The organism is Chryseobacterium cucumeris, from assembly GCF_016775705.1.
Taxonomy (GTDB): Bacteria; Bacteroidota; Bacteroidia; order Flavobacteriales; family Weeksellaceae; genus Chryseobacterium; species Chryseobacterium cupriresistens.
On record NZ_CP068760.1, the window covers coordinates 2,601,215 to 2,626,821 of the forward strand.

The following is a 25,607-nucleotide window of genomic DNA, read 5'->3' on the forward strand; positions in this document are numbered from 1 at the left end:
AAAAAATAAAAATAGCGGTTTATTCAATAAAGCTTCTGATCCTTTTCACAATAAAAACTTCTTCTTTTTCCTACGCCCGTTTGTTTCTTAACCAATTTTTGTCCACAAACCGGACACACCGATTTTGTATGAACCAGCCAGTGCTTTTTCAGAACAAATTCTCTTTTCCATTTCAGAAAATCGAAACTGTAATTTCTGGCTTCAGCGATTAATTCTTTTCTTTTTTTAGCAGGAAGATTACCCACTAAGCTTTCCGGCTGTACGCCAATCCTGAAAAGAACCTCATTTTTAATAATATTTCCCACACCCGAAAAAATATCCTGATTCATCAATGCATCACAAACCATCATTTTCGGATTGGATTTCAATTTCTCTTCTGCTTTTTTGGGATTCCACTGATCGCTCATCACATCGGCTTCCCAATCAATGCTGGAGAGAAAATCAATATCTACGGATTTCACAGAGCAGGTATAAAAATAAATACTTCCGGTAGCGAAAAACAAGGCTAAACGCAAACTTTTATCCGGCTTGGTCTGCTCATCAATGCTATAAGAGCCAAACATTAATAAATGAATCCGGATGGCTGCTTTTTCAAAAACGAGGTAAGTCTGTTTTCCAAAAGTACGGATTTCGAGAAGAGTCTGGCCAATGAAAGAATCTTTCTCAAATTGGGCATTCCCTGAAACTTCTGTCACTTGCTGTCCTGCAAATGGCTGCAGGCTTTCTTTCATTAATATGATGGATGGACCTTCAGGCATACGTTTGTTTTGAGATAAAGATTCAAATAATATTCCATAGCTGCATACAACCTGATTTTTATCCCAAAACAAACCTGTTTAGAATGTTTTTAGGCCAGTTTTTGTCCTACAAAACGAATGACGGAACCTGTCCCGTTGTGAAATAGTCCCTCATTGAGTTCTATTTCTTTTTCAGCTAATTCAATAATATCATAATCCGGAAAATCGGCTTTGATTTCCTCAATAGAAAATAAGGATTCAATATCCTTTGGACCGCCTACTTTCTCGTTCTTTGCAATATATTCCAGATGGTTTTTACTGAAAGCTTCGAAAATAATAAAACCGCCTTTACGCAGATACTGATTCAGCATCTGATGGATAGAAGATTTAATGTCTCCCGGGAAATGAGCATAAATAAGAGCAATGGCATCAAATTGTTCTTTCTGATAGTTCAACGTTGAAAGTTCTCCAACCTGATAATCAATGGTGGTTTCCAGTTGTTCTGCAAGTTGTAATGCTTTATTTCTGCCGTTTGCACTGATATCAAAAGCTGAAACCTGCCATCCCTGTGTTGCTGCGAAAACTGCATTCCGGCCTTCACCTTCAGCAGGAAAAAGTATTTTTCCGGGCGTTATCCGTGTTAATTGTTCTCTGAGATAATTGTTGGGTTCTGTTCCATACGCAAACTCTTTGGTGCTGTACCTTTCGTCCCATCTGTTGAGCCATGTGTTGTCTGTCATTGTATTAAGAATTTAAAATTGACATGAAGAAGAATCATTCATAATCTTCAATGTATTAGTTACACCAAATGTAAAATATTTCATCAAGTTTTCCGATCCCTAAAAAACGTTTACTATAATAGATTTTTTGAATGGAAGATCTCACTAATAAAAATCTAAATACTATTCCGTACAATTAAAATTTGGAGTAATTTTGAAAAATGATGAATTTAAACCAGATTTTCACCAATCAACGTACAGGAAACAATCCACAGACCAAAGCTTCGCGAACTGATTTTCAAAGGGATTTCGATAGAATTATCTTCTCTTCTGCCTTCAGAAGACTGCAGAATAAAACGCAGGTTTTTCCCCTTCCGGGAAGTGTTTTTGTGCACAACAGACTTACGCATTCTCTGGAAGTATCATCCGTAGGAAGAAGTTTGGGAAGTATTATCGGTGAATTTATTGCTGAAGATTTTAAAAACGACCTCACTGAAGATTCAAAGAATTTTTATCTCTATAATTTAGGAAATGTAATTGCCGCAGCGTGTTTGTGCCATGATGTGGGAAATCCTGCATTCGGACATTCCGGAGAAGATGCCATTGCCAGCTATTTTGAACGAAATGAAAAGGATCTGAAATCAAAATTCAATGAAAAGGAGTGGGCAGATCTGGTTAATTTTGAAGGAAATGCAAACGCCATCAGAGTATTGGCACAGCAGCAACAAGGAAAAGATGCAGGAGGTATCCAGCTGACATTCTCAACGCTGGCAAGTATCGCAAAATATCCGTGTGAAGCGGTAGCGAAAAAGAAAGGAATTATTCACCGGAAGAAATTCGGGTTTTTCCAGAATGAAAAAGATATTTTCCTGGAAATTGCCAAAGGAACACAGCTTATTTCTGAAAGTGAAGAACCTCACATTTTTAAAAGACATCCTTTTGTATGGCTCGTAGAGGCGGCTGACGATATCTGTTATAACATCATTGATATGGAAGATGCTCACAGATTGGGAATTGTTTCCACAGCAGACTGCAAAAACCTGTTTTTCGAGCTGGTAAAATCGGAGACGGATGATGTTCAGAGAATTGAAACAAAGTTACGTTCTATATCCAATGAAAATGAACAGATTTCTTATTTAAGAGCAAAAGTAATCAATGCATTAATCAACAAATCGATTGAGATGTATAAGCATAACTTTGAAACGATTCTTGAAGGAAATCTTAGTAATGGATTACTTGATATTTATAAAAAAGAAAATAAAGCACTGCAGGATATCGAAAGTTTCTCGGTAGAAAAAATTTACAATCATAAAGCTGTTGTTGAAATTGAAAATGCCGGTTACAATGTAATGTATGAATTGCTGGATCACTTTATTCCTTCCATTCTGAAGTCTAAAGATAACAGAAAATCATATGATGAAAAAGCTTTGAAATTAATTCCAAAGCAATTCATTTACAATGACGGCACCGATTATCAGAAAGTTCTTGGGGTTATTGATTTCGTTTCCGGAATGACAGATAATTACGCTACCGATTTATATAGAAAAATTAAAGGAATAGACATCGGAATGACCGTATAAATTCTATTTACTGTAATAATTCAGAAGCCTCTTCAATTAGTGATCTCATTAAAGCAGAGGCTTTTTTATGCTTTAAAAGCGGCGCAATCTGACCGGACCAGAAGAAAACCAGATCATTTTTTTGCTGTTCCAAAGCTGCTTTTCTCAATGCCCCCATAAAATGTGTCTGCAATGGGAACGGTAATGTTTTTTCTGTTGCTGCCAATACATCTCTTGTGATTTTTGTCGTAATTCCACGTCCTAATCTTCCGGTATAAGCTCTGGTTAAAGTAGTGGATTTCGCAGCTTCAGAAAATAAAAACTCTTTGTGTATCGGTAACGCTCCGGATTCTTCAGTAGCCAGAAATGCTGTTCCGATTTGTACAGCATCGGCTCCCAACTTAAAAGCCCCCGCAATTCCACGGCCGTTGGCAATTCCTCCTGCAGCAACTACAGGAATTTTTACCTTATCTTTAATCAATTGAATCAAAGAAAAAGTTCCCGTTACAGAAAACTCAGCACTATCCAGAAATGAAGGTCTGTGACCACCGCTTTCAAAACCGGAAGCCACAATAACATCCACGCCTGTTTTTTCCAAAGCAATCGCTTCATCAAGTGTTGTTGCATTTCCCAAAACAACGGTTCCCTGACGATGAAGATCTTCGATGAGGTTTTCACCAAGCAGTCCAAACATAAAGCTGAAAACTTTAGGCTTTATATCCAAAACCACCTCCAGCTGATTTTGAAATCTCGATTCAAAAGGGAGTGGTGTTGAAGGAATATCCGTCTGCAGAAGATCAAAATAAGGTTTGAAAGTCTCAACAGCCTTTTGGTATTGTTCTTTTGTGTGTTTTTCGTTAATGATATCGTGATCGCTTACCCAGAGATTGAGATTATAAGGTTTGTCCGTTTTGGATTGTATGACTCTGTGAACGTCATAGATTTCCTGCGGTGACAAAGTATACGCTCCGAAACCTCCCAATCCGCCGAGATTACTCACTGTTGTTGTCAGTTCAACGGTGGAAAGGCCTCCGCCAAAAGGTCCCTGCAGAATAGGATATTCTATTCCCAGTAATTCCGTAATTCTATTTTTATTCCACATGATTGTATTGGTTTTCATTAAAAATCTGAATTAAGGCTGTACATTGGTCAAAGTCTTGTTAACGATCATCCATTGCCCGTCTATATAATTGAAAGTTATGAAATTATAGTAATTAAAATCATACATCCTTACATTTAATTTTGCAACAGCAATTGAATTCATAATGTCGATTGAAATAATTTTCGCTTTAAAACCTTTTCCTGATTTCTGCGGACTTATACGATTTCCAACGCCTTCAATATATTGCTCTGCAGTTTTGAAATACGGAACTCCGTTAACGTCTCCGAAAAGCAAAGCATCTTTATAAAAAGCTTTGGCAAGAATATCGGTATTTCCTTCATAAATCCCTTTGAAATAATAATTCTCTATGACATTTCTTATTTCAGTTTCTGAGGTCTGATTGGTTTTCATATCCTTTAGATTTTGTGCAAGGCTACTCAGGGGAAAGCTGAGCAGCCATGCTATAATTAATGATAGTTTCATGATAAATGATGCCCGGCACCCATTCCGCCATCAACATTGATGATGGCCCCGGAAATTAATGTGTTCTTTGCAATCGCATGAATCATCTGAGCAACTTCTTCCGGCTCTCCGATACGATTAATGAGGTGAATTCCTGCATTATTGTCAAGGTCTGCACCATGCATTGGAGTTCTGATCAATCCGGGAGCCACCGTATTGACTCTGATATTATCTTTCCCAAACTCTGCCGCCAGCTGCAAAGTCAGTGCATGAATAGCTCCTTTACTTGAAATAGGTGCTGTGGAAGGAGACTCTGCAATGGCATGATATACCAATGGTGTTCCTACATTAATTACCACACCGTCTTTTTGTCTGATCATCTGAGGAATAACAGCCTGTGTAGTGAAGAATGTTCCTTTTAAATTCGTTGTTAAAAAACGGTCCAGATAATCTTCGGTAACGTCCAGAAATGCTTTATTTTCATAAATTCCTGCATTATTAATAAGAACATCAACAGATCCGAATCTTTCTAAAGCTGTTTTTACCAGCGCTTCACCTGTTGCTTTGTCTGAAACATTTCCGGCAACCATTGCCAGATTTTCACCGGCTCCAAGTTCATTATAAACATCCTGTAGTTTAGATGCCGTTTGGGAATTGATGATGACATTATCATCTCGGTCTAAGAAATAACGTGCTGTTTCCAATCCTATTCCTGAAGAAGCTCCTGTTATAATTACGGTTTGTTTTTTCATTGCTGATTTATTTTTTTCCTGTTGAAAACCCCTGTTCTTTTAATACTGAAACCTGTTCTCCGGCATATCCCCAGTTATCATCCTCAATCTCGTTAATGACAATATGGGTTAAGTGAGGATCCTTATTCAAAACTGAGGTGACAGCTTCACTTATTTTTCTGATTAATTGTTGTTTTGTTTCGCGGTTAAGATCTTCGCGAAGTACATCTACTTTGATGAATGGCATGATGGTAAAATTTTTAAGGTTATAGAATTAATAAGCTTCCGCTACAAGATGGATGTTTAAGTCAAAATTGTTGTAGATCAGCGTATCACCAAGGTTGGTGAAGAAATTGGAAGATCTGAATCTGATGTTGAATTTCGTTCTGTCTACTATGATCTTGGTTTTTAGAACGGCCATATTATCTGTTTTTACAATCTGCAGGCTTGTGTCTATAGGATGTGTAATTCCTTTTATGGTAAGATCTCCTTTTGCATAATAAAGATTTTCATCACCCGGTTCAGCATGCGTGATTTCGAAATGAGCTTCAGGAAAATGCTCAGAATTAAAGAAATCATCAGAAGCCAGATGATTGGCAAACTGTGCATTGGTTTCAGCATCTTCAATGTCCAGGATTTTGATGGAACGGGTATCTATGACAAACTTTCCTGACATAGAACTTCCTTCTCCAAATGTGAAGTTTCCATCTTTTATACCGATAGTTCCATTGTGAGCGCCGGTTACTTTTCTTCCGATCCAGTCGATAGTACTGTTTTCTGTATTGACTTTAAAATTTTTTGTGTCCATTTTTATTGGGTTTAAATATTGACACAAAGTTCAGCCGACTGAAGGAAAAAATTATGTGATGTACCTCACAAAATAGAGGAAGAGATTAATTGTTTTAAAGAGGTTGATTACTGGTGCAGCCTGCTCAAAGTTTCTCTGGTTACTCCCAGATAAGATGCAATCAGATGTTTCGGAACCAGATTGTACAATTGAGGATACATGGATAGAAGTTCTTCATACCGGAATCTGGCATCATTATTCATAAAAGATAACAGGCGTTTCTGGGCGGCTACATACCCTTTGTTGGTCCTCCAGCGGAAGAAATGTTCAACCTCATGAATTTCATTACAGATCTTTTCCCTGTCCTCGTCGGAAATAGAAAGGATGCTGGCATTGGTGATACAGTCTACATTGATGGTTGCTCTTGTTTTATTGTAAAGTGCATCAAAATCTGTCACCCACCACGTAGGCATGGCAAACTGAAGGATAAACATTTTCATGCTGTCATTAAGATAAAATGCTTTCAGACAGCCTTCCAGAACAAAATATTCATGATTCACAAAATCACCTTCCGAGATAAGGCTTTGCCCTTTTTTTAAAGAGATCAGGTTAAAATGTCCAAAGACATAATCATACTGCTCTTCTGTGAGAGAAGTAAATTTTGAAATGTGATCCTTTAATATTTCTTTAGAATTAATCATGATGTAATGAATATTCAAAAGTAAGTCTTTTTCAGAATAGTTTTGGTTTAAAAAAAAATATGATATCATAAAGTCTGATTTCCCGGGGATTATATTCCGGATCTTACATTTATTTTTCTTATATTTAAGCAGCTACTTACAAAAAATGTTTTTAACAAAAACAGGTGTTGTAACGACATATTAATAAAAATTAAAACTATGAGTATATATTTTGCACCCGTTATTTTCTTCGGGCTTATCATTTTATTCGCTTCGTTTTTTGTCGTTAAGCAGGAAACAGCAGCGATTATAGAGCGTTTCGGGAAATTCCGTGCGGTAAAGCATTCAGGTCTTCACCTTAAGCTGCCCATCATAGATCAGATTGCCAAAAGACTTAATCTGAGAATTCAGCAGTTGGATGTACTGATTGATACAAAAACATTAGACAATGTTTTTATTAAAATGAAAATTTCTGTTCAGTATCAGGTCATCAGAAGTCAGGTGGGAGATGCCTACTATCGTTTGGAAAATCCTGAAAATCAAATTACTTCTTTTGTTTTTGATGTGGTAAGAGCAGAAGTTCCCAAGTTGAAGCTTGATGATGTTTTTGTAAGAAAAGATGATGTGGCCATTGCAGTGAAAAGCGAGCTTCAGGATGCCATGAACAGTTATGGTTATGATATTATCAAAGCTTTGGTAACAGATATTGATCCGGATGAGCAGGTAAAACATGCCATGAACAGGATCAATGCAGCAGAAAGAGAAAAAACGGCAGCCGAATACGAATCTGAAGCACAAAGAATCAGAATTGTTGCGGTTGCAAAAGCAGAAGCAGAATCTAAGAAATTACAAGGGCAGGGAATTGCCGACCAGAGAAGAGAAATTGCAAAAGGACTTGAAGAGTCTGTAAGAATGCTGAATAATGTGGATATCAATTCTCATGAGGCTTCAGCGCTTATTGTAGTAACACAGCATTATGATACTTTACATTCTGTGGGCGCCAGCAACAGAAGTAATCTTGTACTCCTTCCCAATTCACCAACAGCAGCCAGCGGAATGCTGAATGATCTTGTTGTGGCGATGACAACAGCCAACACAGTAGGAGAGGCTACGAAAGGAAAATATCCCGATCCACCCCAGAAAGAAAGCGGGTTTTAAGATAGAAAGGAAGTAAAAAGAAAGACAGAAATAAACACTTAAAATGGATCATTTGCTGACTTTTCCTGATCGTCCCAAAGAAACTTCTGGCTTCGTTCTTCCCGCAAAATAAAAAACCGCTTCTGAATTTTCAGAAGCGGTTTTTTATTGATTATTTCTTCGTTTTAGAAACCTCTTCTATCAGAGTGTATTTGATGGAAGAAGCATCAGCCGGAGGATTTTCAATTTTTTCTGTTTTTACTTTTAAAACGTATTCGTAACCCGGCTCGTAAGTGAAGCCTTCAATAGGGCTGTAGAAATTGGTCCAGCTTTCAGAAGCGTTTTCTTTTACCTGCATGCATTGCATACGGCCAGCTCCGGCAGAACACTCTACGGTTTGTGGCCCTACGATAATTGTCTTTTCATTGGCTGCCATTTCTGCTTTTTTAGTTTTGGAAACCTGCTTTACCAAAGTGTATTTTATGGATGATCCGTCAGCCGGCGGATTTTCAATTTTTTCTGTTTTTACTTTTAAAACATATTCATACCCCGGTTCATAAGTAAATCCTTCGATATTGCTGTAGAAATTCGTCCAGTTTCCGGAAGCGTTTTCTTTTACCTGCAGACATTTCATAGGAGCTACTCCTGTACAATCTGCTGTTTGTGGTCCTACGATGAATGTTTTTTCATCACCTGCGGATGCATTGGCTGTGGTTGTACATTGCGTCATTGCGAATAATGCTAATGCAGGTGCTGCCCCTTTTAGAATTGTTGCTATACTTTTCATAAACTTGATTTTCCCCATACCTCGCAATTACTGTGCCGAAAAAAAATACTGAATTTGTAGTACTTCTGCTATTGTTTTTTACTTTTTTAATTGTTTAATTTGAATTTCTTAAACACTAACCAAAATATAATTCTTATAATAAATATGGATAATCAAATGCAAGTTGAAAATTACAGGATTCAAAAACCTGAAATGTGGGCAGGAAATATCGGGGATGAGGAAATAAAGAACCGAATCAAAGACTCCGAATTTGCCAGAAGACAAATTGATGAAGGTCGTGATTACTGCTATTTTTTAGACAAAAAATACTATACAAGCAATACGGAAAACAGTGAGTACGTCTGCATGGCGTATACTCTGAACGAACCGGGAAACCTGGAAAGGGCTTCTGTTTCTGATGTGATTGTTGAGGAAAATGAAGTTTACCAGATTCACAGGATCAGTGTGTTAAGGGATGGAGTGCTGATCGATAAGATTCCGGACACAAAAATAAAGGTTCTTGACAGTGAAAACCAAAGCAGTGGAGGAGTTCTGAGCAGTAATAAAAAAATCAATATCACCATTAAAGATCTCAGGCTGTATGATGTTCTGATTTTGGAAGATTCAAGAATCAAAGAATTTACAGACCGTGATTTTCTTAGAAAGGAGTTCTCAAAATATGTCTGGGTAAGTCCGGATAACTATTGGGCTTATGGCAGTTTTAAATTTACATTCATCAACGAACGTGAACAGACTGTTGCCTATAAAAAAACATTCTTCAGAGATGAGCAGGGAAATGTTCTTGAGCCGGAAATCAGTTATCTGAAAAAAGGAGATAGATTTGTCATTGAAGAAGAGAATTATATCAACCCTGTAGATTCAGGCCGTGAAATTTTTCCTTATGTAGATTTTGCTACAGAAAGCAACTGGAAAGATCTTTCCAACTATATTGTACCGTTCTATGAGGAGATTTTTAACAAGTCTTCTTTACAGGATTTTGCTCCCAATCTGGTTGAAAAACTCGATGCCATTGCTGATCAGGACGAAAAACTGCAGTTTGCCATAGAATATGTACAAAATCATATCTATTATGTCTTCAATGCAGATGAAATGAATGGTCATAAGCCACAGGAACCATCAGTAACGTATGAAAATAAACAGGGCGATTGTAAGGCAAAATCGGTTTTATTGAAAGTAATCCTTGATTATATAGGAGTAGACGCCTCTGTAGTGCTGGTTAATTTTAATACAGATTATTATATTAAATACTATCTGCCGTCCCTGTTAAGTTTCAATCATGTTGTCGTAAAAGTGAATTATAAAGGTGAAGAATATTTCATTGATGCAACCATCCGTGATGAATTCGGATTGATTGAAAACAGAGGCTTTATCTATTTTATGCATTATCTGGAAGTGAAGAAAGATCAGGAGCTTCAGGTAAGAAAATCTTATAAATTCCCTTACTTCTGCATTGATGAAAGAGTAGATTTAAATGCACAGGGTAATACCGGAAAGCTTACTTTATCAACAACTTATAAAGGAAACAGAGCCAATGCTATGAGAAGGTATTTTAAAAGTACCAATAAAAGAGAAATCATAGACAGTTGGAACAGCTTTCTTTTCTATGCGCTTAATTATTCAGGTGACCGCAATGGTACAGATGTCCGAAACGTATTCAAAGATGCTGCTATTGATGTAGTAAGTGATGACAAAAGACTGAATGAAGTTAAGATCCAGTATACCGCAACCATTGAAAATCCTTATTTTGTGGATCCGCAGAAAAACCGTTTTCTGATGTACTTTGATAGAAATGTAGTGAAGGCGAGTGCAAGAGATTTCATCCACAAAGATTTACCTTTCTGGCATAATTTCGATAGTGAGAAATATGAAATCAATTTGCAGACGGATCAGAAAATTGATGTTGAAGAAAAATATACAGTTCAGGAAAGTACGATATCCAACCCATATTTTGATTATAAAAGTCGAAAAAAAGTGAACAAAAATGGGGCAAGTGTTTATATTGAATACAATCCTCTGATCAATATTGAAATTCCGCAAAGTGAGTTTGAAAAGTTCCGAACAGATCATCATACTGTTGCTGACAGTAATTTTGGACTGGGAATTGATATCATTGAACCGGGACTCATGAATATGCTTAAATTCAGTTTTAAGAAGAAGTTTAAATAGAGCTTTGAATTTAAAGTTTAAAGTTTAAGGTTTAGAATTACGGCGGGCGGCGAAGCCGCCCGCCGTAATTCTTTACTCACTATTATATTCGTTTACAATCAAAAAAACACAAATTCATTATGTCTAAGATATTTTTTCTCGCTTCGTGTATGACCGTTTCTCTGGTCAGTGCCCAAAAATTAACCAAAGAAAACGTTACTGGATTCTGGAAACTGAAGGAAGCCGGATTTTATGAAGGTAAAAAGAAAGTGATAAAAGAGTTCGATAACTGCCGCCTGATGAGAAATTATGCCATCAGGGAAGATGGTTTTGCCATTTATAATTATGTAGAAGGGAAGTCGGGTGACTGCAGTCCATCTGAACCAAGACTTTCTTTCTGGAGAGTTGTAGAAAACAGGATCCAGTTTTATGTAGATGATAAAAATATCCTTGAAGAAGTGGAAGTAACAATCAATAAAGATCATACGATAACCTTTTCAAGCTATATTCCTGAACCGAAAAAAGTAGATGGTGACATCCTTGCAGAGAAGATAGTAAACACGGTTCATTACGATATACTTGAAAAACAATACTAACCGTAAACACAAAATTTTTAACGTATGAATTATGTAACGGTCATCTATCTCGGAAATCTGGTATTGTATGCGATGTATTTCTTTGGAAGAATGGGTAGTGAAGTTGATGTTTCAGGACTGGATTATGCCGTTTCCGGAATTTTATCTTTATTTCTGATCTTCGCCGGATATCTGAATGCAAAAAAAGGGATGATCTACAGAACCGTCCTATGGATGTTTTTTGTGAATGTCTTCTTATTCGTTTGCTCCGGTTTGTTTGATCAGTTTGGAAGCGATTTTAATATTCTTTCTACAGGTAATAGTGACAGTTTTCTTTTTACATTGGCGTTCATCATTTATAATGGCTATCTTTTTCCTTTAACGGTTATTCTTGACGGATCAGGTCTGGCTTTGATAGTTCCGGTTGTATTGTCATGTATTCTGCCTTCATTGGGTTATCTGATTGGGAAGAAACTCCATCAGAATAAACAGAATTCTACCAACATATAGTCATTACGAACCGAAGGTGAAGCAATCTCAATCTAAAAGTAAAGGTCGGAAAACGCAAAGGCGCAAGTATTATTAGAAGGAATGCTTTTAAGGCGCAAAGATTTTATCTCCGATAAAATTTCAAAACTCTGTTTTGTCATTCCGGGCAAAGCAAGGAATCTAAACTTTAATATCCTCTACAGCTCTTGGAAACCAGGCAGATATTATTAAAAAAAATCTGCGAAATTTCCACAATCTGCGAGAAAAATAATATCATCATTTGCTGAAAATCTCACATTGTGCTAAGTCGAAATGCTCTTACGTCTTCAAAACTAAAAAAGGAAAAGAAACTAAAGGCTATTCCTGATTTTGAGGCTGGTTATTGGACGTAAAGAATTTCTGCTTCCCGATTAATAGTTCAAAAAACAGTCTGAAATCTGAGATTAAAGACCATAAAGGATATTTAAAAGTAGCCGGCTTATTCTTCTCAATCACGGCGTGGCTGAACCAGGCAAATCCGTAGCCTACAATTGGAATATACCATAGAAATCTTTCTTTTCCGGAACTGATGACATACCATATTACGAAAAACACTAAAAATGTTCCGATAAAATGGAAAATGCGTGTGCCTGTTTTACTATGCTCAGTAAGATAAAACTGGTAAAACTCTCTATATGTTTTGATTCTTTCGGCCATGGCGATATAGTTTGTTGATTCTGTTGAAGTCAAAGCAATAATGCTGCCGATTTTTAAACGAGCCTGAAAAAGAAAAAGGCAAAACAGCGAATCAGTATTTCCAACGGGATTAACCTCTTTGCTATTTTGCCTTTTCGCAATTTTATTAAATGCTTATTTAGCTGTCTTTTAACTCTTTTCCAAGCTTACTGTTTTTATATCCGTAGCAGAAATAAATAACCATACCGATCAGGAACCACATTCCGAACCAGAACCAGTTCTCATGGCTCATTCCTGTAAGAAGATACAGACATGAACTTAAACCAATCAATGGAATTAATGATAAATTCTTGATAAAAGCTACGACACATAGAATCAGGTTGATGATAATAAAAAAGAAAATAGAAGCTCTGAATTCTCCTTCATTAGGATCTGACCAGTTCATCAGATTATCAAAAAACTCAGGCTGCCACTGGTAGAAAGCCAGCAAACCACCAATGAAAATAACAGGGAAAATGATTTTACCATTCACGTAAGGAAGGTGGAATCTGCCTTTAATTTTTTCTTTAGCTGGAAGCATTAGTACTCCGGCACATACCAGTACAAAAGCGAAAATAGTTCCGATACTTGTAAAATCAAGGATGAAAGTTTTATCTGTAAACAGGATAGGAATACCTACCACAATCCCAGTAACGATGGTTGCGTATGATGGTGTTTTATACTTAGGATGTACTTTTTGAAATCTTGCAGGCATCAGTCCGTCACGGCTCATGGCATACCAGATTCTTGGCTGTCCCATCTGGAAAACCAATAATACAGTGGTAATGGCAACAATTGCAACGAAAGAAACTACAAGTTCCATCCATGCTACATTAGCATTTGTTTTTTCAAATATAAAAGAAAGAGGATCTCCCACACCGTCAAATTTCTTGTAATCTACCATACCTGTCAATACAAGCGTTAATGCAATATAGATCACAGTACACAGCACAAGAGAGATGATCATTCCTTTTGGTAAAGTCTTTTGTGGGTCTTTAGTCTCTTCAGAAAGAACACTTAAAGCATCAAATCCGATATAAGCAAAGAATACTCCGGATACGGCACTCATTACCCCTGCAAAGCCATTTGGCATAAAGGATGGTGTTCCGGTTGTCGGGCTTACTGGGGTCCAGTTTTCAGTATTGATATACGCAAAACCAACAAGAATAACGAGTAAAATTACTCCAAGCTTTAAGATAACCAGGGAGTTATTAAAGTTTTTACTTTCTTTTACTCCTACATAACAAAGCCATGTAATCAAACCGTTAATAACCAATGCTGGAATATCTACAATGAATTTCAAACTTCCGATTAATGGAGCGGTCTTCCATGCATTTAAGAGTTCCTTGTTTTCTGAACCATATTGAACGGCTTTTCTGGCTTCGGTATAGCTGCAGGTAAGATAATCAGGGATATGCATTCCGAGACGTCCTAAGAAACTGGTGAAATAATCTGACCAGGAAAAGGCTACGTAAATATTCCCGAAAGAATATTCCATGATCAGAGCCCAGCCGATAACCCATGCAATCAATTCCCCAAAACTGGCATAAGCATATGTGTATGCAGAACCTGCCGTAGGAATTCTGCTGGCAAATTCAGCGTAGCATAAAGCGGTAAACCCACAGGCAAAACCACAAATCAAATAGAGTAGTATTACACCGGGACCGCCTCTGAAAACGGCTTCTCCCAAACTGCTGAAACTCCCAGCTCCTATAATAGCCGCAATACCAAAAAATACAATGTCCCATACACCCAGCACTCTTAAAAGCCCTGTTGATGTATCTGTATCTGAATAGATTTTTCTTCTAAAAAGTTGACTCATTCAATAACTATATTTGATTTGAAAAAAAGCAAATGTAATGATTTTTTATTTTGATGTTAACAGTTGTTAAAAACATTTGGGGAAAAATGCGCAAACAAAAGAATTTACTCTTTATAAATGGGAATTTCCACATAACTGTCGTTGTACCATTTTATTTCCAAAGGCTCACCTGCATCTTTTATAGTTTCATCACTTACATTTTTTCCTGTGCCATAATTGACCTGCCAGTTCTTATTTTTATTAACTCCTACCAGTAAGACCAGTTTACTTCCTTTTTCTATTTTTTTGCTGATGAAAAATGAGTTTTTGATTGGGATCTGCTCCTTTTTGCCAGGTTTAAGCAGATGACGTTTGGAATTGTTTTTTGCATAGCTGGCTCGGGTAAGGTGTGTAGATAGTAAAAATATCTTACCATCAGGCTGTACCTGATATAATAGGGTTTTGGGATCAAAATCCTTTTTGTTGATGGAAACGTTGAATATTCCGGATAAATTTCCGCTTATTGTAATATCCTTTTCCAGAATTTCACTTTCAAAATAAATAGAATTGGTTACATACACACTATCCTGTTTGCTTACTGTATGATAAAGATATTTCGGATTTCTGTCTTTAAAGTCAATGGTCTGTTGGGTAAATTGTTCAGTTCCGGGTTTCTCAAAAACTGAAGAACCGTTTTTACGGTCCTGAAGATAAAATTTAAGAGAAGATGAGTGCATTTTATCAAGAGTAGGAACATGTTTCCATGTATTACTGTTCATGATCTGAAAATTGACTTTATCTTTCAGAAGTTCCGGTTTTTTGCCATCCTTCAGAATATAATCAAACCATGAAAAAGCAAGTTGATCAATACTTATTCTGGCTACAGGATCTATGAGTAGATTTCCATAACCGAAAACATAAACATAATTGTATCCATAACTTTGAGCTGCTGCATGATCATAAGGTCCTATCACTAAATAATGGTTAGGGTTTTTGTTGTATTTGTGATGTTCTTTATAATAATACAATGCTCCGATCTGATCAGCATCATAATAACCTGTAGTTGTTAAAACAGGAATGTTTATTTTGGCAAATTCTTTTTTGTAAGGGACCATGTTTTGCCAGTATTTATCATAACCGGGATGATCCAGCCATCTTTGGAATATTGTATTGGGCTTCCCGCTTAAAGAATCAAGGGCTCTGAATGATCTGCCGCTTTTGTACCATGCTGTATTGATGGAATCCCATTTTGTATCATTATTAAAGCTTGCTTCATCAGTCAGCTTATTATTGGTGACATAGTGAATCCACTGGAGCATATAACCCTTGAAGACATTATTCTGAGAAGGATAATCTATTCCTATCCCTACCGAAACCTGAGGTACAATGGTTTTCAAAGCCGGGTGCAGTTTTTTGGCAGCTGCCCATTGGCTGAATCCTAAATAACTTCCGCCTATCATTCCTACTTTACCATTGCTCCACGGTTGCTTGCTGACCCAGTCGATGACTTCATAAAGATCCTGAGCTTCGTCTTCAAATGGATGATTGGGGTCATTGCTGTCTCTTTTTCCACGGGTGTTAACCACGGCTCCTACGTAATTGTAAACTGCTGCTCTTTTCCCTATCGCTGCATCTAAAAATTCCCCGGCATAAATATTATTGGTAAGTATAACGGGAAGAGGAGAAGTGTTTTCTTTTTTTCGTACAATCGTAATGGTAAGTTTTGTTCCTTTTTTTAAAGTAAGGATTTTGGTTTCAATGATGAATTTTTCCTGCTCCTTTACTTTGAACAGCTGCATAATCTGAGGCTTGATGCTTGAGTAAGTCTTATAATTGACATAGTTCTTACATAAAGCCAGAGCGGAAGCATAGTCTATGCTGTCCTTATCTTTTTGTTTGTCAAGTGTTGCATTCAATCTCTTTTTATGGTCCTTTACATCTGAATCAATATCCAGGGTGGGCCCTACTTTGGTGGTCAGCGGTTCGGATAAACTTTCATATTTTGTAGTAAAGGCGGTTTGAAGAGCATTGGAAAACGAAATTTTTTTATCCTTTTCCATCAGTCTTGCCATGCTGTAGATTTCAAAAGCAAGATATTTGTTCCCTGCCATATTATGGTCTGCATATTCCTTACGGTAATCCGTTAAACTTGCAATGGAGTTTTTATAATCTTTTGCAGCGAGCTGTAAACGAAACTGATTGTCTAAAAACGTGAGCGTATACTTCGGTTTGTTTTTAGGAGACTGATATTCAGTAATCACCTTTAAAGCCAGTTCCGGGATTTGTTTTTCCAACATTGTAGAATCTGTTGCCGCTGTCCTCGGAAAGTAAAATTTCTGAGCCTGCATTATATTGACAAAACATAATGCTAAAAGTATCTTAAATTTCATTAATGATGTATTTTGAGCTTCTGATGAAAAAGTATCATATCAAAATATGTACTTCGCCATTAATTACCCAATTGGTTATTTTTTTAGCGGGCTAAATTAAGAATTTTTATCAGTAAAGAATGAAATGATTTATTGTTGTTTTATCACATGAAGTCTGCTGAAACTTGTTTAAAAAGGTTTTTAATCTTTATAAACAGGGACTTCCACATAACTGTCATTGTACCATTTTATTTCCAGCGGTTCCCCTGAATCCTTTATCGTTTCTTCACTTACGTCTTTGCCAGATCCATAATTAATCTGCCAGTTAGGATTTTTATTGACTCCGACCAACAAAAGGAGTTTGCTTCCTTTCTCTATCTTTTTACTCATAACATACGAGTTGTTAATGGGAATCTGTTCTGTCTTGCCCGGTTCAAGAAGCTGTCGTTTTTGATTGTTTTTTGCATAGCTGGCTCTCACGATATGAGTGGATAGTAAATAGGATTTTCCATCAGGAGAAATCTGGTACAGATAGGTATCCGTATCAAAATCTTTTTTATTGATCGAAACATTGAAAACTCCTGACAGGTTTCCACTCATGATCATATCCTTGTCAAGAATTTCACTTTCAAAAGCGACAGAATTAGTCATTTTGATACTGTCTTTTTTGCTGACCTTGTAATAAATGTCTTTCTGATCCCTGTTTTTAAAATCAATAATTTGAGTTGTAAAATTTCTGGTTTCAGGTTTATTAAAGACTGAAGACGTATTTTTTTTGTCCTGAAGGTAGAATTTCAAAGAAGAATTATGCATTTTGTCAAGATCAGCAACATGTTTCCATGTATTCGTATTCATGACCTGAAAATTAATTCTGTCTTTCAGTAGTTCAGGTTTTTTTCCTCCTTTAAGAATATAATCAAACCATGAGAAAGCAAGATCATCGATGCTTATTCTGGCCACCGGATCAATAGGACTGCCATTCACGTAAGTAAATCCGAAACTTTGTGCACCGCCGTGGTTATAAGGGCCTATTACCAGATAATGATCTGCGTTTTTATTGTATTGATGATGCTGTTTAAAATAATACAGTGCGCCAATCTGATCATCATCATAATATCCTGTCGTGGTAAGAACAGGAATGTTAATTTTAGAAAAATCTTCTTTGTAAGGAATCATTTTCTGCCAGTACTCATCATATCCCGGATGATCCAGCCATCGCTGGAATATTTTGCTGGGTTTCCCGCTTATTTTATCTAACGACCTGAATGATTTCCCGCTTTTGTACCATTTTGTAAAAATAGAATCCCATTTTACAGCATTGGTAAAATCTGCTTCATCTGTAAATTTGTTATTGGTCACATATTGTATCCACTGCAGCATATAGCTCATAAAGATATTATTCTGAGCCGGATAATCAATCCCGATTCCTACGGCAACCTGAGGAACAATCGTCTTTAATGCCGGATGCACTTTTTTTACGGCTGCCCACTGGCTGAAGCCTAAATAACTTCCTCCGATCATTCCTACTTTCCCGTTGCACCAGGGCTGTTTGCTGACCCAGTCTATCACTTCATAAATATCTTGCGATTCATGCTCAAAAGGATTGTTCACATCATTGCTGTTTCTCTTGCCTCTCGTATTCACAACAACCCCTACGTAATTGTATGTAGCGGCTCTCTTTCCAAAGAAACCATCAATGGGACCAGCATAGATATTATTGGTTAAAATAACAGGAAGTGGAGATGTGTTTTCCTTTCTGCGAACAATAGTGACTGATAAGGTATTTCCATTGATCTTAAGATCTTTCGTTTCAATAATGAATCTTTCCTTGTCTTTTGAAACCAGCAGCTGCATGACCTGAGGTTTGATGCTGGAGTAGGTTTTATAATTCAGATAATTTTTACATAGAGCCAGTGCCGTTTTGTAATCGATGCTGTCCTTATCTTTTTGTTTATCAAGGAAATTCTTCAACAGTTTTCTGGATGCGTTCACATCTCCGTTAAGAGCGAGTTCCAGTCTTGGAATCAGTTTTTCCGGAAGGCTTTCGTATTTTTGATTAAATACTTTTTGAAGGGCATTGGAAAATGAGGTATTGTTTTCTTCTTGCTCCATTTTTGCAAGGGCATACAGTTCAAATCCGATGTATCTGTAGTCTCCCATATTGTGATCCGCAAAGAGCTTACGGTTTTCGAAAAGGGAGGCCAATGAATTTTTATAATCATGAGCCACCAGCTGCAAGCGGAAAAGATTATCCATAAGGTCAACCGTATTTTCAGGTTTATACTTTGCAGACTGAAGGAGGGGAATCACTTGTTGCGCAAGTCCTGGAATCTGTTTTTCCAATATAACAGAGTCATTTACAGCTGTCTTTGGAAAATAAAACTTTTGTGCCTGCAGGAGGTTTACAAAAATTAATGCTAAAAGAATCTTAAATTTCATGAGATGGTGTGTTTATGGTATGTTTTTAGCTGCTGTTGAAAAAGTATCAAATTAAAATATGTTTTTGATAACTGTTTATTAAAATTGTTTATATTTTATCAAACGAAAGTAGTAAATTTTATCATTGGATGGTGAGAAAATTTACATTGTTATCAAATAAGAATTAACTGTCATTAACACTGTTAAAACTTGCTTAAACAATAAGTTTTTAATATTTTCGTTAACTTATTTAGACTAATTTTCTTATATCAAGAAGAATGAAATCAAAAAAAATACTTTTAGCGGCTGCGGTCATCTATTTCGGAATCTCCGATGCTCAACAGTCCCAATATTTTACCCAGAAAGAAAATTACAGGTTCAATCTAGCCGAAAATCTTTATCAGACCAAAATATACAACGCTTCCCAGTACGAATATGCAAGACAATATTTCTACAATCAGAATTTGTCCCGTTCGAAAAAGGAAGGCGCTCAGTTTTTTGATAATGTGATCGGTGTGATTCTTCAGAAAAATCATGCTGAAGAAGGGTTAACGGCTTTCATGAAAGAATATCCTAATTCTGCTTATTTTGCTCAGGCTAATCTTCCACTGGCAGATTACTATTTAGCAAAAAAAGATTTCGATAAAGCGCTGGAGACTTTGAAAAAAGTAAACCAGTATCAGCTTTCGAAAGAGGAGAATACCGAGTATATTCTGAAGCTTGGATATGCAAAATTCATGACGGGTGATTCCAAGGGAGCTACTGATGCCCTTGAAGAAGCTTATAAATCAGCAGATCAGTCCCAAAAAGGAGATATTGCTTATATGCTTGGGCATTTGTATTACAGCAACAGACAGAATGATAAAGCTTTCCAGTATTTTGATTCGATAAAGGATCAGGATAAGTTCTCCAAACTGGTACGTCCTTATTATGTACAGATGTATTATAATGATAAGAACTACGATCAGGCTATTACAGAAGGAACAGCTTTGTTGAACGAAAATATTTCAGATTCTTATAAAGCAGAAGTTCATAAGATCATTGGGGAGAGTTATTTCATGAAGAATGATTACACTTCTGCCTATCCGCATTTAAAAGATTATCTGAGTGTACAGCAGAATCCATCCGAAAACGATTTGTATGAGATGGGATTTGTGGCTGCACAGCTGAAGAAATATGATGAAGCGGTTTCTTATTACAACCAGCTTCTGAACAGTAATTCTGCTTTAGCTCAAAATGCTTATTACCAGTTAGGAAATGCTTATCTGGCCGTAGATAAAAAACAGGAGGCTCTTTCTGCATTTCGTTCTTCTTATCAGATGGATTATGATGCGAAAGTGAAAAAACTGGCTCATGAGCAGTACGCTAAATTAAGTTACGATATCGGTAACCCGTTTGAAAGTCCTTCGGCGGTAATTCAAAGTTATATCAACGAAAATCAGAACGGAGCCAATGCCGCAGAAATGAGGTCATTATTGGTGAAATCTTATCTGTATTCCGGAAACTATAAAGAAACGCTGAATGCGATTGACAGATTACAGAGTTCAACTCCTGAGATCAACAAAGTAGACCAGGAGGTTTCTTATCTATTAGGAACGGAGGAATTCAACAAAGGAAACTATGACGAAGCTGAGAAATATTTCTTAAGAAGTCTTGGTTTTAATATTAATAAAGAATTCAACAGCAGAGCTTTGTACTGGCTGGCACAGGTGTATTACCAAAAAGGAAATTATCCTTCTGCCATTGTACGTTATGAAAAGCTTCTTACTGAAAACTTCCCTGAAAAACAGCAGCTGCCTTATGATTTGGGATATGCCTATTTTAAATCTAAGAAATTTGATCAGGCGGCTACTTATTTCAAACAATATCTTGCCAATCCGAAACCGGAGTTTAAAAATGACGCAGAACTTCGTCTTGCAGATATCCATTATGCCAACAATGATCTGAACGAAGCCATTGCTATCTATGATAAAAACGAAGATGCTACGGATTATACTTTGTATCAAAAAGCAATGGCTCTGGGATTCAAAGGAGATACACAGGCGAAGATTAACAACCTTAAAAACCTTTTATCAAAATATCCGGATTCCGAATATTATGATGATGCTCAATACGAAATAGGAACAGCCTACGCTGCTCAGGATGATTTTGCCAACTCTAATGATTATTTCGGAAAAGTAATTAAAGGTTCTTCCGACAAAGATCTGATTGCGAATGCTTCTATCTATAGAGCGCAGAATTACATCGATCAAAACCAGAATGATAAAGCACTTTCCGAATTGAAATCTCTGGGTGAGCAGTATAAAAATACGGCCTATGCTCAGAAAGTAGTTCAGGCTGCAAAACCTATCTTTACGAAAAACGGAGATGTTTCAGGATATGAAACTTTCGCAAGAAATATTGGAGTAAATGTAGATGCTGCTGAAATTGATGAGATCAACTTATCTACAGGGAAGCAGTTGTTCGCGAAGAAAGATTATAAGAATGCAATTTCTTACTACGAAAAGTATCTGACACAGAACCCGACAGGGGAAGGATTGTACCAGGCTAAGTACGAATTAGGAGAAAGTTATTATCAGACTAACAATTCAACCAAAGCTTTACTTGTGCTTCAGGAAGTTGCTGGAATTCAGAATGATTACCAGGATGATGCGCAAACTCGTTTAGCTCAGATCTTCCTTGCACAGGGGAATACTGCTGAAGCTAAAAAGTACCTTGAAGGCATCAAAAATTCTTCCAACATCAGCATTAAAAACTATGCAAATGTGGAATTGATGAAACTGTATGCGGAAGAAAACAATTTCTTAGAAGCTGAAAAATTAGCCAATGCAGTAATCGCCAATTCTAAAAACTCGGCAGCCGTTATTGAAACTGCGAAAGTGATTAAAGCAAGAAGCCTGATGAACTCAGGAAAAGACAAAGATGCACAGGCTGCCTATTCTTCTCTTGAAAAATCATCGAATACTTCGGTAGCTGCGGAAGCTTTATATGCAAAAGCCTATTATCAGAACAAAGGAAAAGCTTTCAAGTTTTCTAATGAGACGATCTTTAAGCTTGCCAATAATTATGCATCAGAAGAATTCTGGGGAGCAAAAGCTTTGGTATTGATGGCTAAAAACTATATCGGCCTGAAAGATAACTACCAGGCAAGTTATACCTGTGATCAGATCATTGCAAACTATAAGGATTTCCCTGAAATTGTTGCAGAAGCAAAAGAAGTTAAAAAACAGATTAAGAAATAGTACATGAAGGTTTTTAAAATTACCATATATTCTTTTTTAATTTCTGCTTCACTCTGGAGCTGTATTCCTTCATACAGTGCCTATCCAAAAGAGTATAACCACGCAAAAGCTGACTTTCAAAAACAGAAAGCTTTTGTAGTGAATAAGGATCTTAAGAAAGAATTTGAGATTTTAAAACATTCTGATATTTATGAAATTGTAGAAGACAGTACCAATGTATCTAAGATAACACTGCATCCGATGAAAACCTATACTCCTCCTTGCGGAAACCCAATGATAGGAAGTATGATTACAGTCGGGTTACTGCCTTCAGCATTTCCTTATGATATTGTTTACAGTTATGATGTAGCTGAGAATAGTGCAACAAAAAATTATCAATACAAATTACAAGTTTATCAAAGCCTTTGGCTGTTTAATATATTCAGACTGGGGAGAACTTTTTCAAAACAGTCGGGGAAAGCTTTATTAGGCAGTTATATTGCTTCCAATAAATAAAAGCCCGTTATATATTTTTTTCAAATAAAGAAAATATGAACAAGAAAATTCAATTATTATCCATATTATTTTTAGGGGTTTCGTCGGTGGCGTTTTCCCAGATCAAGGAGGAAAAGCTGGTTCTTAACAAAAAAAGAGAACCGGAAGTGAAGAAGATCGAGAAGAAGAAAACTTCTGTGGAAACCATTAAAAATTATCCGCCGGAAGAGAAATCGCAGACACCTGTGAAATATACCATCACAGATGTTCCTGCTGTTTCAGATTTCAAAACTTCAACGATTCAGGGGGAGGACGTAGCTCCGAAATTTGACGGGACCGCTCAGAATAACTATTTCCAGTTCGGAATGGGTAACTACGGGAAAATCCTGGTAGATGGAAACGTTTCAAAAACTCTTGAAAATAAGCTTGAAGTAGGTGCAGATGTTCATGTTCTTTCCACCAATGGTCTTAAAAAAGATTATGACTGGAAATCCGGGCAGACTTCAGCGAATATCGCCGCTTTCCTCAACTCTTACGGTGAAAAAGGAAAGTTCAACCTTAATGCTGAATATGGCTTAGATAGCTATAATTATTATGGGATCTACGCTATGCAGCCTACCGGAGAGCTTGATCTGAAACAAAAAGTAAATCAGTTTAAAGTAAACGGGTATTACGATTTTTATTCCAACGAAATCTTAAATGATGTAAGGGTAAAATCATCATTCCTGAAGGATCATTTTGATGCTCAGGAAAATCAGGTGTCTATTCTTGCCAATTTCTCCAAACATGCTGTTGAATTAGGTAAATCAGGAATCAACCTGAATGCTGACCTTGGAGTAGGATTGGATGCGGTAAAGACAGATTTTGCCATCAGGGATAAAAACTCTGCTAACTTCTTCAATACCAGCCTGACTCCGAAAGTAACTTTCAGAAAAGGAGACTCTTATTTGACGTTAGGATCTTCATTCTCTTTCCTGAATGCTAAAAATTCCAACGATCAGCTAGAGCAGCAAAAAAATAATAAAACCTATTGGTTCCCACAGGCAGAGTTTCAGTTTGCCGCTGCTAATGAATTTAAATTCTACGGAGGGGTAGACGGTGGTTTGAAACTGAATACATACGGAGATATGTTACAGACGAATCCATTTATCCTTTCTGACCAGTTTTTAAAGCCCACAGAGACTAAATATCGTTTTTATGTAGGATTGAGAGGGGACATTGACGAAACGCTGAAATACGACTTCTCTGCGGGTTATGGAAAAATGAGAGATATTATGTTCTTTAAGGCCAATGATCTTTTCGATAACAACTCTGTTAATCGTTCTGCCTACAATTTTGCCAATACATTCTCTGCAGTGTATGATGACGGAAATGTAAGCGATATTAAGGGTAGTGTGCAGTATTTCCCATTGGCTAACCTTATTTTAGACGGAGAATTGAGGTTTACCAAGTACGATCTTAAGGCTTACGACAACATTTATAACGTTCCTTTGTTCAATGCGAGCATCGGGGCAAAATATACGATGCTTGACAAGAAGTTATTACTTGGATTCAAAGGAATCTTTGCAAGTGACAGAACTACAAACTCTTATGCGATAGAAGGTATAGGTGATCCTAACATAATTTACCAGTCTACAGAGAATACAAATGATAAAGTTGGAGGGTATGCTGATTTAAATCTTTCCGCAGAGTATAAAATTCACAAAAATTTCAGTATTTTCGCACTCGGAAATAATCTTCTGAGCTCAAAATACCAGACGTACAAGGGATATAAAGTCCTGGGTGCGCAGATTCTGGGAGGCGTGAAAATTACTTTCTAAAGTATAAATGATAGGTAATCAAGCATTACTCATTACTTATCATTCATTACTTATGAATACGGCTGCATAGTTTAATGGATAGAACTTCGGATTTCGGCTCCGACAGTGAGGGTTCGAATCCTTCTGCGGTCACTCGGACGGACGAGACATTTTTTTTAATGTTTTGTTCGTCTTTTTTTGTCTGTAAACTATTGTTAATCTGTAAGATATAAGATAACGCGGAATTTAATTTTGGTGTTCGAAACGCATTTTCTTCAAACTCAAGTTTTTCTGCTAAAATCGAACACAAAATGTCACGTTTAGTTTCTGTATCTCCTTGTGAGTAAAGCATTGACAGATTAGGTATGATATTTAGAACCGTTTCAACTTTTTTCGTGATGCCAAGATTTTTTCTTGTCAATTTCTGATTTTGTAATTCCATTTCTAAATTGTCTAACTTAGCTTTGGTATCAGATTTTATGAGACGGTAATCATCATAATCTAGCAGATCGTTCAAGTATTTGTCTCTGGCATTGTCTAATTTATTATTTAAATCTTGTAATTGCGAGACAAGATATTTTTTTCTGTCATCAACATTTTGTTGGATATGTTTAAAATTAAACAGTATTATTTCCTTTATTAATTGTTTTGCGCTTTCGTTAAAACTTAATGTTTTTAATTGCTCTTCAAAAATTGTATTGACCACAGTGGAATTGTATCTATAGCCGCATTTTGAATTACAATGGTAATAGTAATATACTTTAAGTTTGCCCTTGGAACCGCTGCCTGAGATATGTTGCCCACATCTGGGACATTTCAGAAAACCTCTGAGTGGCAAATTCTCCGAAACAAGAATTTTACCCCTTGGCCGTTCATCCTT

The 25,607-nt window shown here is 36.7% G+C and carries 21 protein-coding genes and 1 tRNA gene; 9 read left to right on the forward strand and 13 right to left on the reverse strand.

Annotated elements, in window-relative coordinates; genetic code table 11:
• Positions 1-23: 23 nt before the first annotated feature.
• Both JNG87_RS11755 and JNG87_RS11760 read right to left on the reverse strand, forming a co-directional pair.
• Complete coding sequence (locus JNG87_RS11755) at positions 24-758, reverse strand: DNA-formamidopyrimidine glycosylase family protein (protein WP_202838608.1); 735 nt, start codon at positions 756-758, stop codon at positions 24-26.
• 89 nt (positions 759-847) lie between these two features.
• Positions 848-1,477 carry a class I SAM-dependent methyltransferase gene (locus JNG87_RS11760; RefSeq protein ID WP_202838609.1) on the reverse strand — a complete coding sequence of 210 codons (630 nt, stop codon included), beginning with the start codon at positions 1,475-1,477 and terminating at the stop codon, positions 848-850.
• Positions 1,478-1,680: 203 nt separating this feature from the next.
• Here JNG87_RS11760 and JNG87_RS11765 point away from each other — a divergent pair, with 203 nt between their 5' ends.
• Positions 1,681-3,036, forward strand: coding sequence for a deoxyguanosinetriphosphate triphosphohydrolase (locus JNG87_RS11765; protein ID WP_202844283.1), 1,356 nt, complete (start codon positions 1,681-1,683; stop codon positions 3,034-3,036).
• A gap of 7 nt (positions 3,037-3,043) precedes the next feature.
• Here the strand turns inward: JNG87_RS11765 and JNG87_RS11770 are convergent, their stop codons facing one another.
• The 6 genes from JNG87_RS11770 to JNG87_RS11795 form a co-directional block, all read right to left on the reverse strand.
• On the reverse strand, positions 3,044-4,135 hold the full coding sequence (locus JNG87_RS11770) for an NAD(P)H-dependent flavin oxidoreductase (protein WP_238349574.1): 1,092 nt from the start codon (positions 4,133-4,135) through the stop codon (positions 3,044-3,046).
• A gap of 12 nt (positions 4,136-4,147) precedes the next feature.
• Positions 4,148-4,528 (reverse strand): nuclear transport factor 2 family protein, encoded by a 381-nt coding sequence (locus JNG87_RS11775; protein ID WP_238349575.1) that lies wholly within the window; start codon positions 4,526-4,528, stop codon positions 4,148-4,150.
• 68 nt (positions 4,529-4,596) lie between these two features.
• Positions 4,597-5,331, reverse strand: a complete 735-nt coding sequence (locus tag JNG87_RS11780; RefSeq protein WP_202838611.1) for an SDR family NAD(P)-dependent oxidoreductase — start codon at positions 5,329-5,331, stop codon at positions 4,597-4,599.
• A gap of 7 nt (positions 5,332-5,338) precedes the next feature.
• Entirely contained in the window at positions 5,339-5,557 is a 219-nt protein-coding gene (locus tag JNG87_RS11785; protein WP_062675241.1) for a tautomerase family protein, read from the reverse strand.
• Positions 5,558-5,584: 27 nt separating this feature from the next.
• Positions 5,585-6,118 carry a YceI family protein gene (locus JNG87_RS11790; protein ID WP_202838612.1) on the reverse strand — a complete coding sequence of 178 codons (534 nt, stop codon included), beginning with the start codon at positions 6,116-6,118 and terminating at the stop codon, positions 5,585-5,587.
• Between the two features lie 107 nt (positions 6,119-6,225).
• A complete protein-coding gene (locus JNG87_RS11795; protein WP_238349576.1) occupies positions 6,226-6,867 on the reverse strand; it encodes a Crp/Fnr family transcriptional regulator in 642 nt (213 codons plus the stop codon).
• Positions 6,868-6,996: 129 nt separating this feature from the next.
• Here JNG87_RS11795 and JNG87_RS11800 point away from each other — a divergent pair, with 129 nt between their 5' ends.
• Positions 6,997-7,935 carry an SPFH domain-containing protein gene (locus JNG87_RS11800; protein WP_202838613.1) on the forward strand — a complete coding sequence of 313 codons (939 nt, stop codon included), beginning with the start codon at positions 6,997-6,999 and terminating at the stop codon, positions 7,933-7,935.
• Between the two features lie 151 nt (positions 7,936-8,086).
• Here the strand turns inward: JNG87_RS11800 and JNG87_RS21675 are convergent, their stop codons facing one another.
• On the reverse strand, positions 8,087-8,701 hold the full coding sequence (locus JNG87_RS21675) for a DUF4377 domain-containing protein (RefSeq protein WP_238349577.1): 615 nt from the start codon (positions 8,699-8,701) through the stop codon (positions 8,087-8,089).
• 156 nt (positions 8,702-8,857) lie between these two features.
• Between JNG87_RS21675 and JNG87_RS11815 the strand changes: the two genes are divergently transcribed.
• The 3 genes from JNG87_RS11815 to JNG87_RS11825 all read left to right on the forward strand — a co-directional run bounded on the left by JNG87_RS11815 (position 8,858) and on the right by JNG87_RS11825 (position 11,931).
• Positions 8,858-10,867 carry a hypothetical protein gene (locus tag JNG87_RS11815; protein WP_395974055.1) on the forward strand — a complete coding sequence of 670 codons (2,010 nt, stop codon included), beginning with the start codon at positions 8,858-8,860 and terminating at the stop codon, positions 10,865-10,867.
• 119 nt (positions 10,868-10,986) lie between these two features.
• Positions 10,987-11,442, forward strand: coding sequence for a lipocalin family protein (locus tag JNG87_RS11820; protein WP_202838615.1), 456 nt, complete (start codon positions 10,987-10,989; stop codon positions 11,440-11,442).
• Between the two features lie 24 nt (positions 11,443-11,466).
• Positions 11,467-11,931 carry a hypothetical protein gene (locus tag JNG87_RS11825; protein WP_202838616.1) on the forward strand — a complete coding sequence of 155 codons (465 nt, stop codon included), beginning with the start codon at positions 11,467-11,469 and terminating at the stop codon, positions 11,929-11,931.
• A gap of 336 nt (positions 11,932-12,267) precedes the next feature.
• On the opposite strand, the gene JNG87_RS11830 is transcribed toward JNG87_RS11825, so the two are convergent.
• From JNG87_RS11830 to JNG87_RS11845, 4 genes are all read right to left on the reverse strand, one after another.
• Positions 12,268-12,606, reverse strand: coding sequence for a DUF962 domain-containing protein (locus JNG87_RS11830; RefSeq protein WP_062675236.1), 339 nt, complete (start codon positions 12,604-12,606; stop codon positions 12,268-12,270).
• Positions 12,607-12,763: 157 nt separating this feature from the next.
• A complete protein-coding gene (locus JNG87_RS11835; RefSeq protein WP_202838617.1) occupies positions 12,764-14,446 on the reverse strand; it encodes an APC family permease in 1,683 nt (560 codons plus the stop codon).
• A 104-nt stretch (positions 14,447-14,550) separates the two neighbouring features.
• Complete coding sequence (locus JNG87_RS11840) at positions 14,551-16,815, reverse strand: CocE/NonD family hydrolase (protein WP_202838618.1); 2,265 nt, start codon at positions 16,813-16,815, stop codon at positions 14,551-14,553.
• A 180-nt stretch (positions 16,816-16,995) separates the two neighbouring features.
• On the reverse strand, positions 16,996-19,233 hold the full coding sequence (locus JNG87_RS11845) for a CocE/NonD family hydrolase (protein ID WP_202838619.1): 2,238 nt from the start codon (positions 19,231-19,233) through the stop codon (positions 16,996-16,998).
• Positions 19,234-19,490: 257 nt separating this feature from the next.
• On the opposite strand from JNG87_RS11845, the gene JNG87_RS11850 reads away from it, so the two are divergent.
• From JNG87_RS11850 to JNG87_RS11865, 4 genes are all read left to right on the forward strand, one after another.
• The gene (locus JNG87_RS11850; protein WP_202838620.1) at positions 19,491-22,454 is read left to right on the forward strand and encodes a tetratricopeptide repeat protein; all 2,964 of its coding nucleotides are present in this window, start codon (positions 19,491-19,493) and stop codon (positions 22,452-22,454) included.
• Between the two features lie 3 nt (positions 22,455-22,457).
• Complete coding sequence (locus JNG87_RS11855; RefSeq protein ID WP_062675232.1) at positions 22,458-22,949, forward strand: hypothetical protein; 492 nt, start codon at positions 22,458-22,460, stop codon at positions 22,947-22,949.
• Between the two features lie 35 nt (positions 22,950-22,984).
• Positions 22,985-24,748 carry a TonB-dependent receptor gene (locus tag JNG87_RS11860; RefSeq protein WP_202838621.1) on the forward strand — a complete coding sequence of 588 codons (1,764 nt, stop codon included), beginning with the start codon at positions 22,985-22,987 and terminating at the stop codon, positions 24,746-24,748.
• Between the two features lie 60 nt (positions 24,749-24,808).
• Positions 24,809-24,880, forward strand: a tRNA-Arg gene (locus tag JNG87_RS11865).
• The last annotated feature ends 727 nt before the right edge of the window (positions 24,881-25,607 follow it).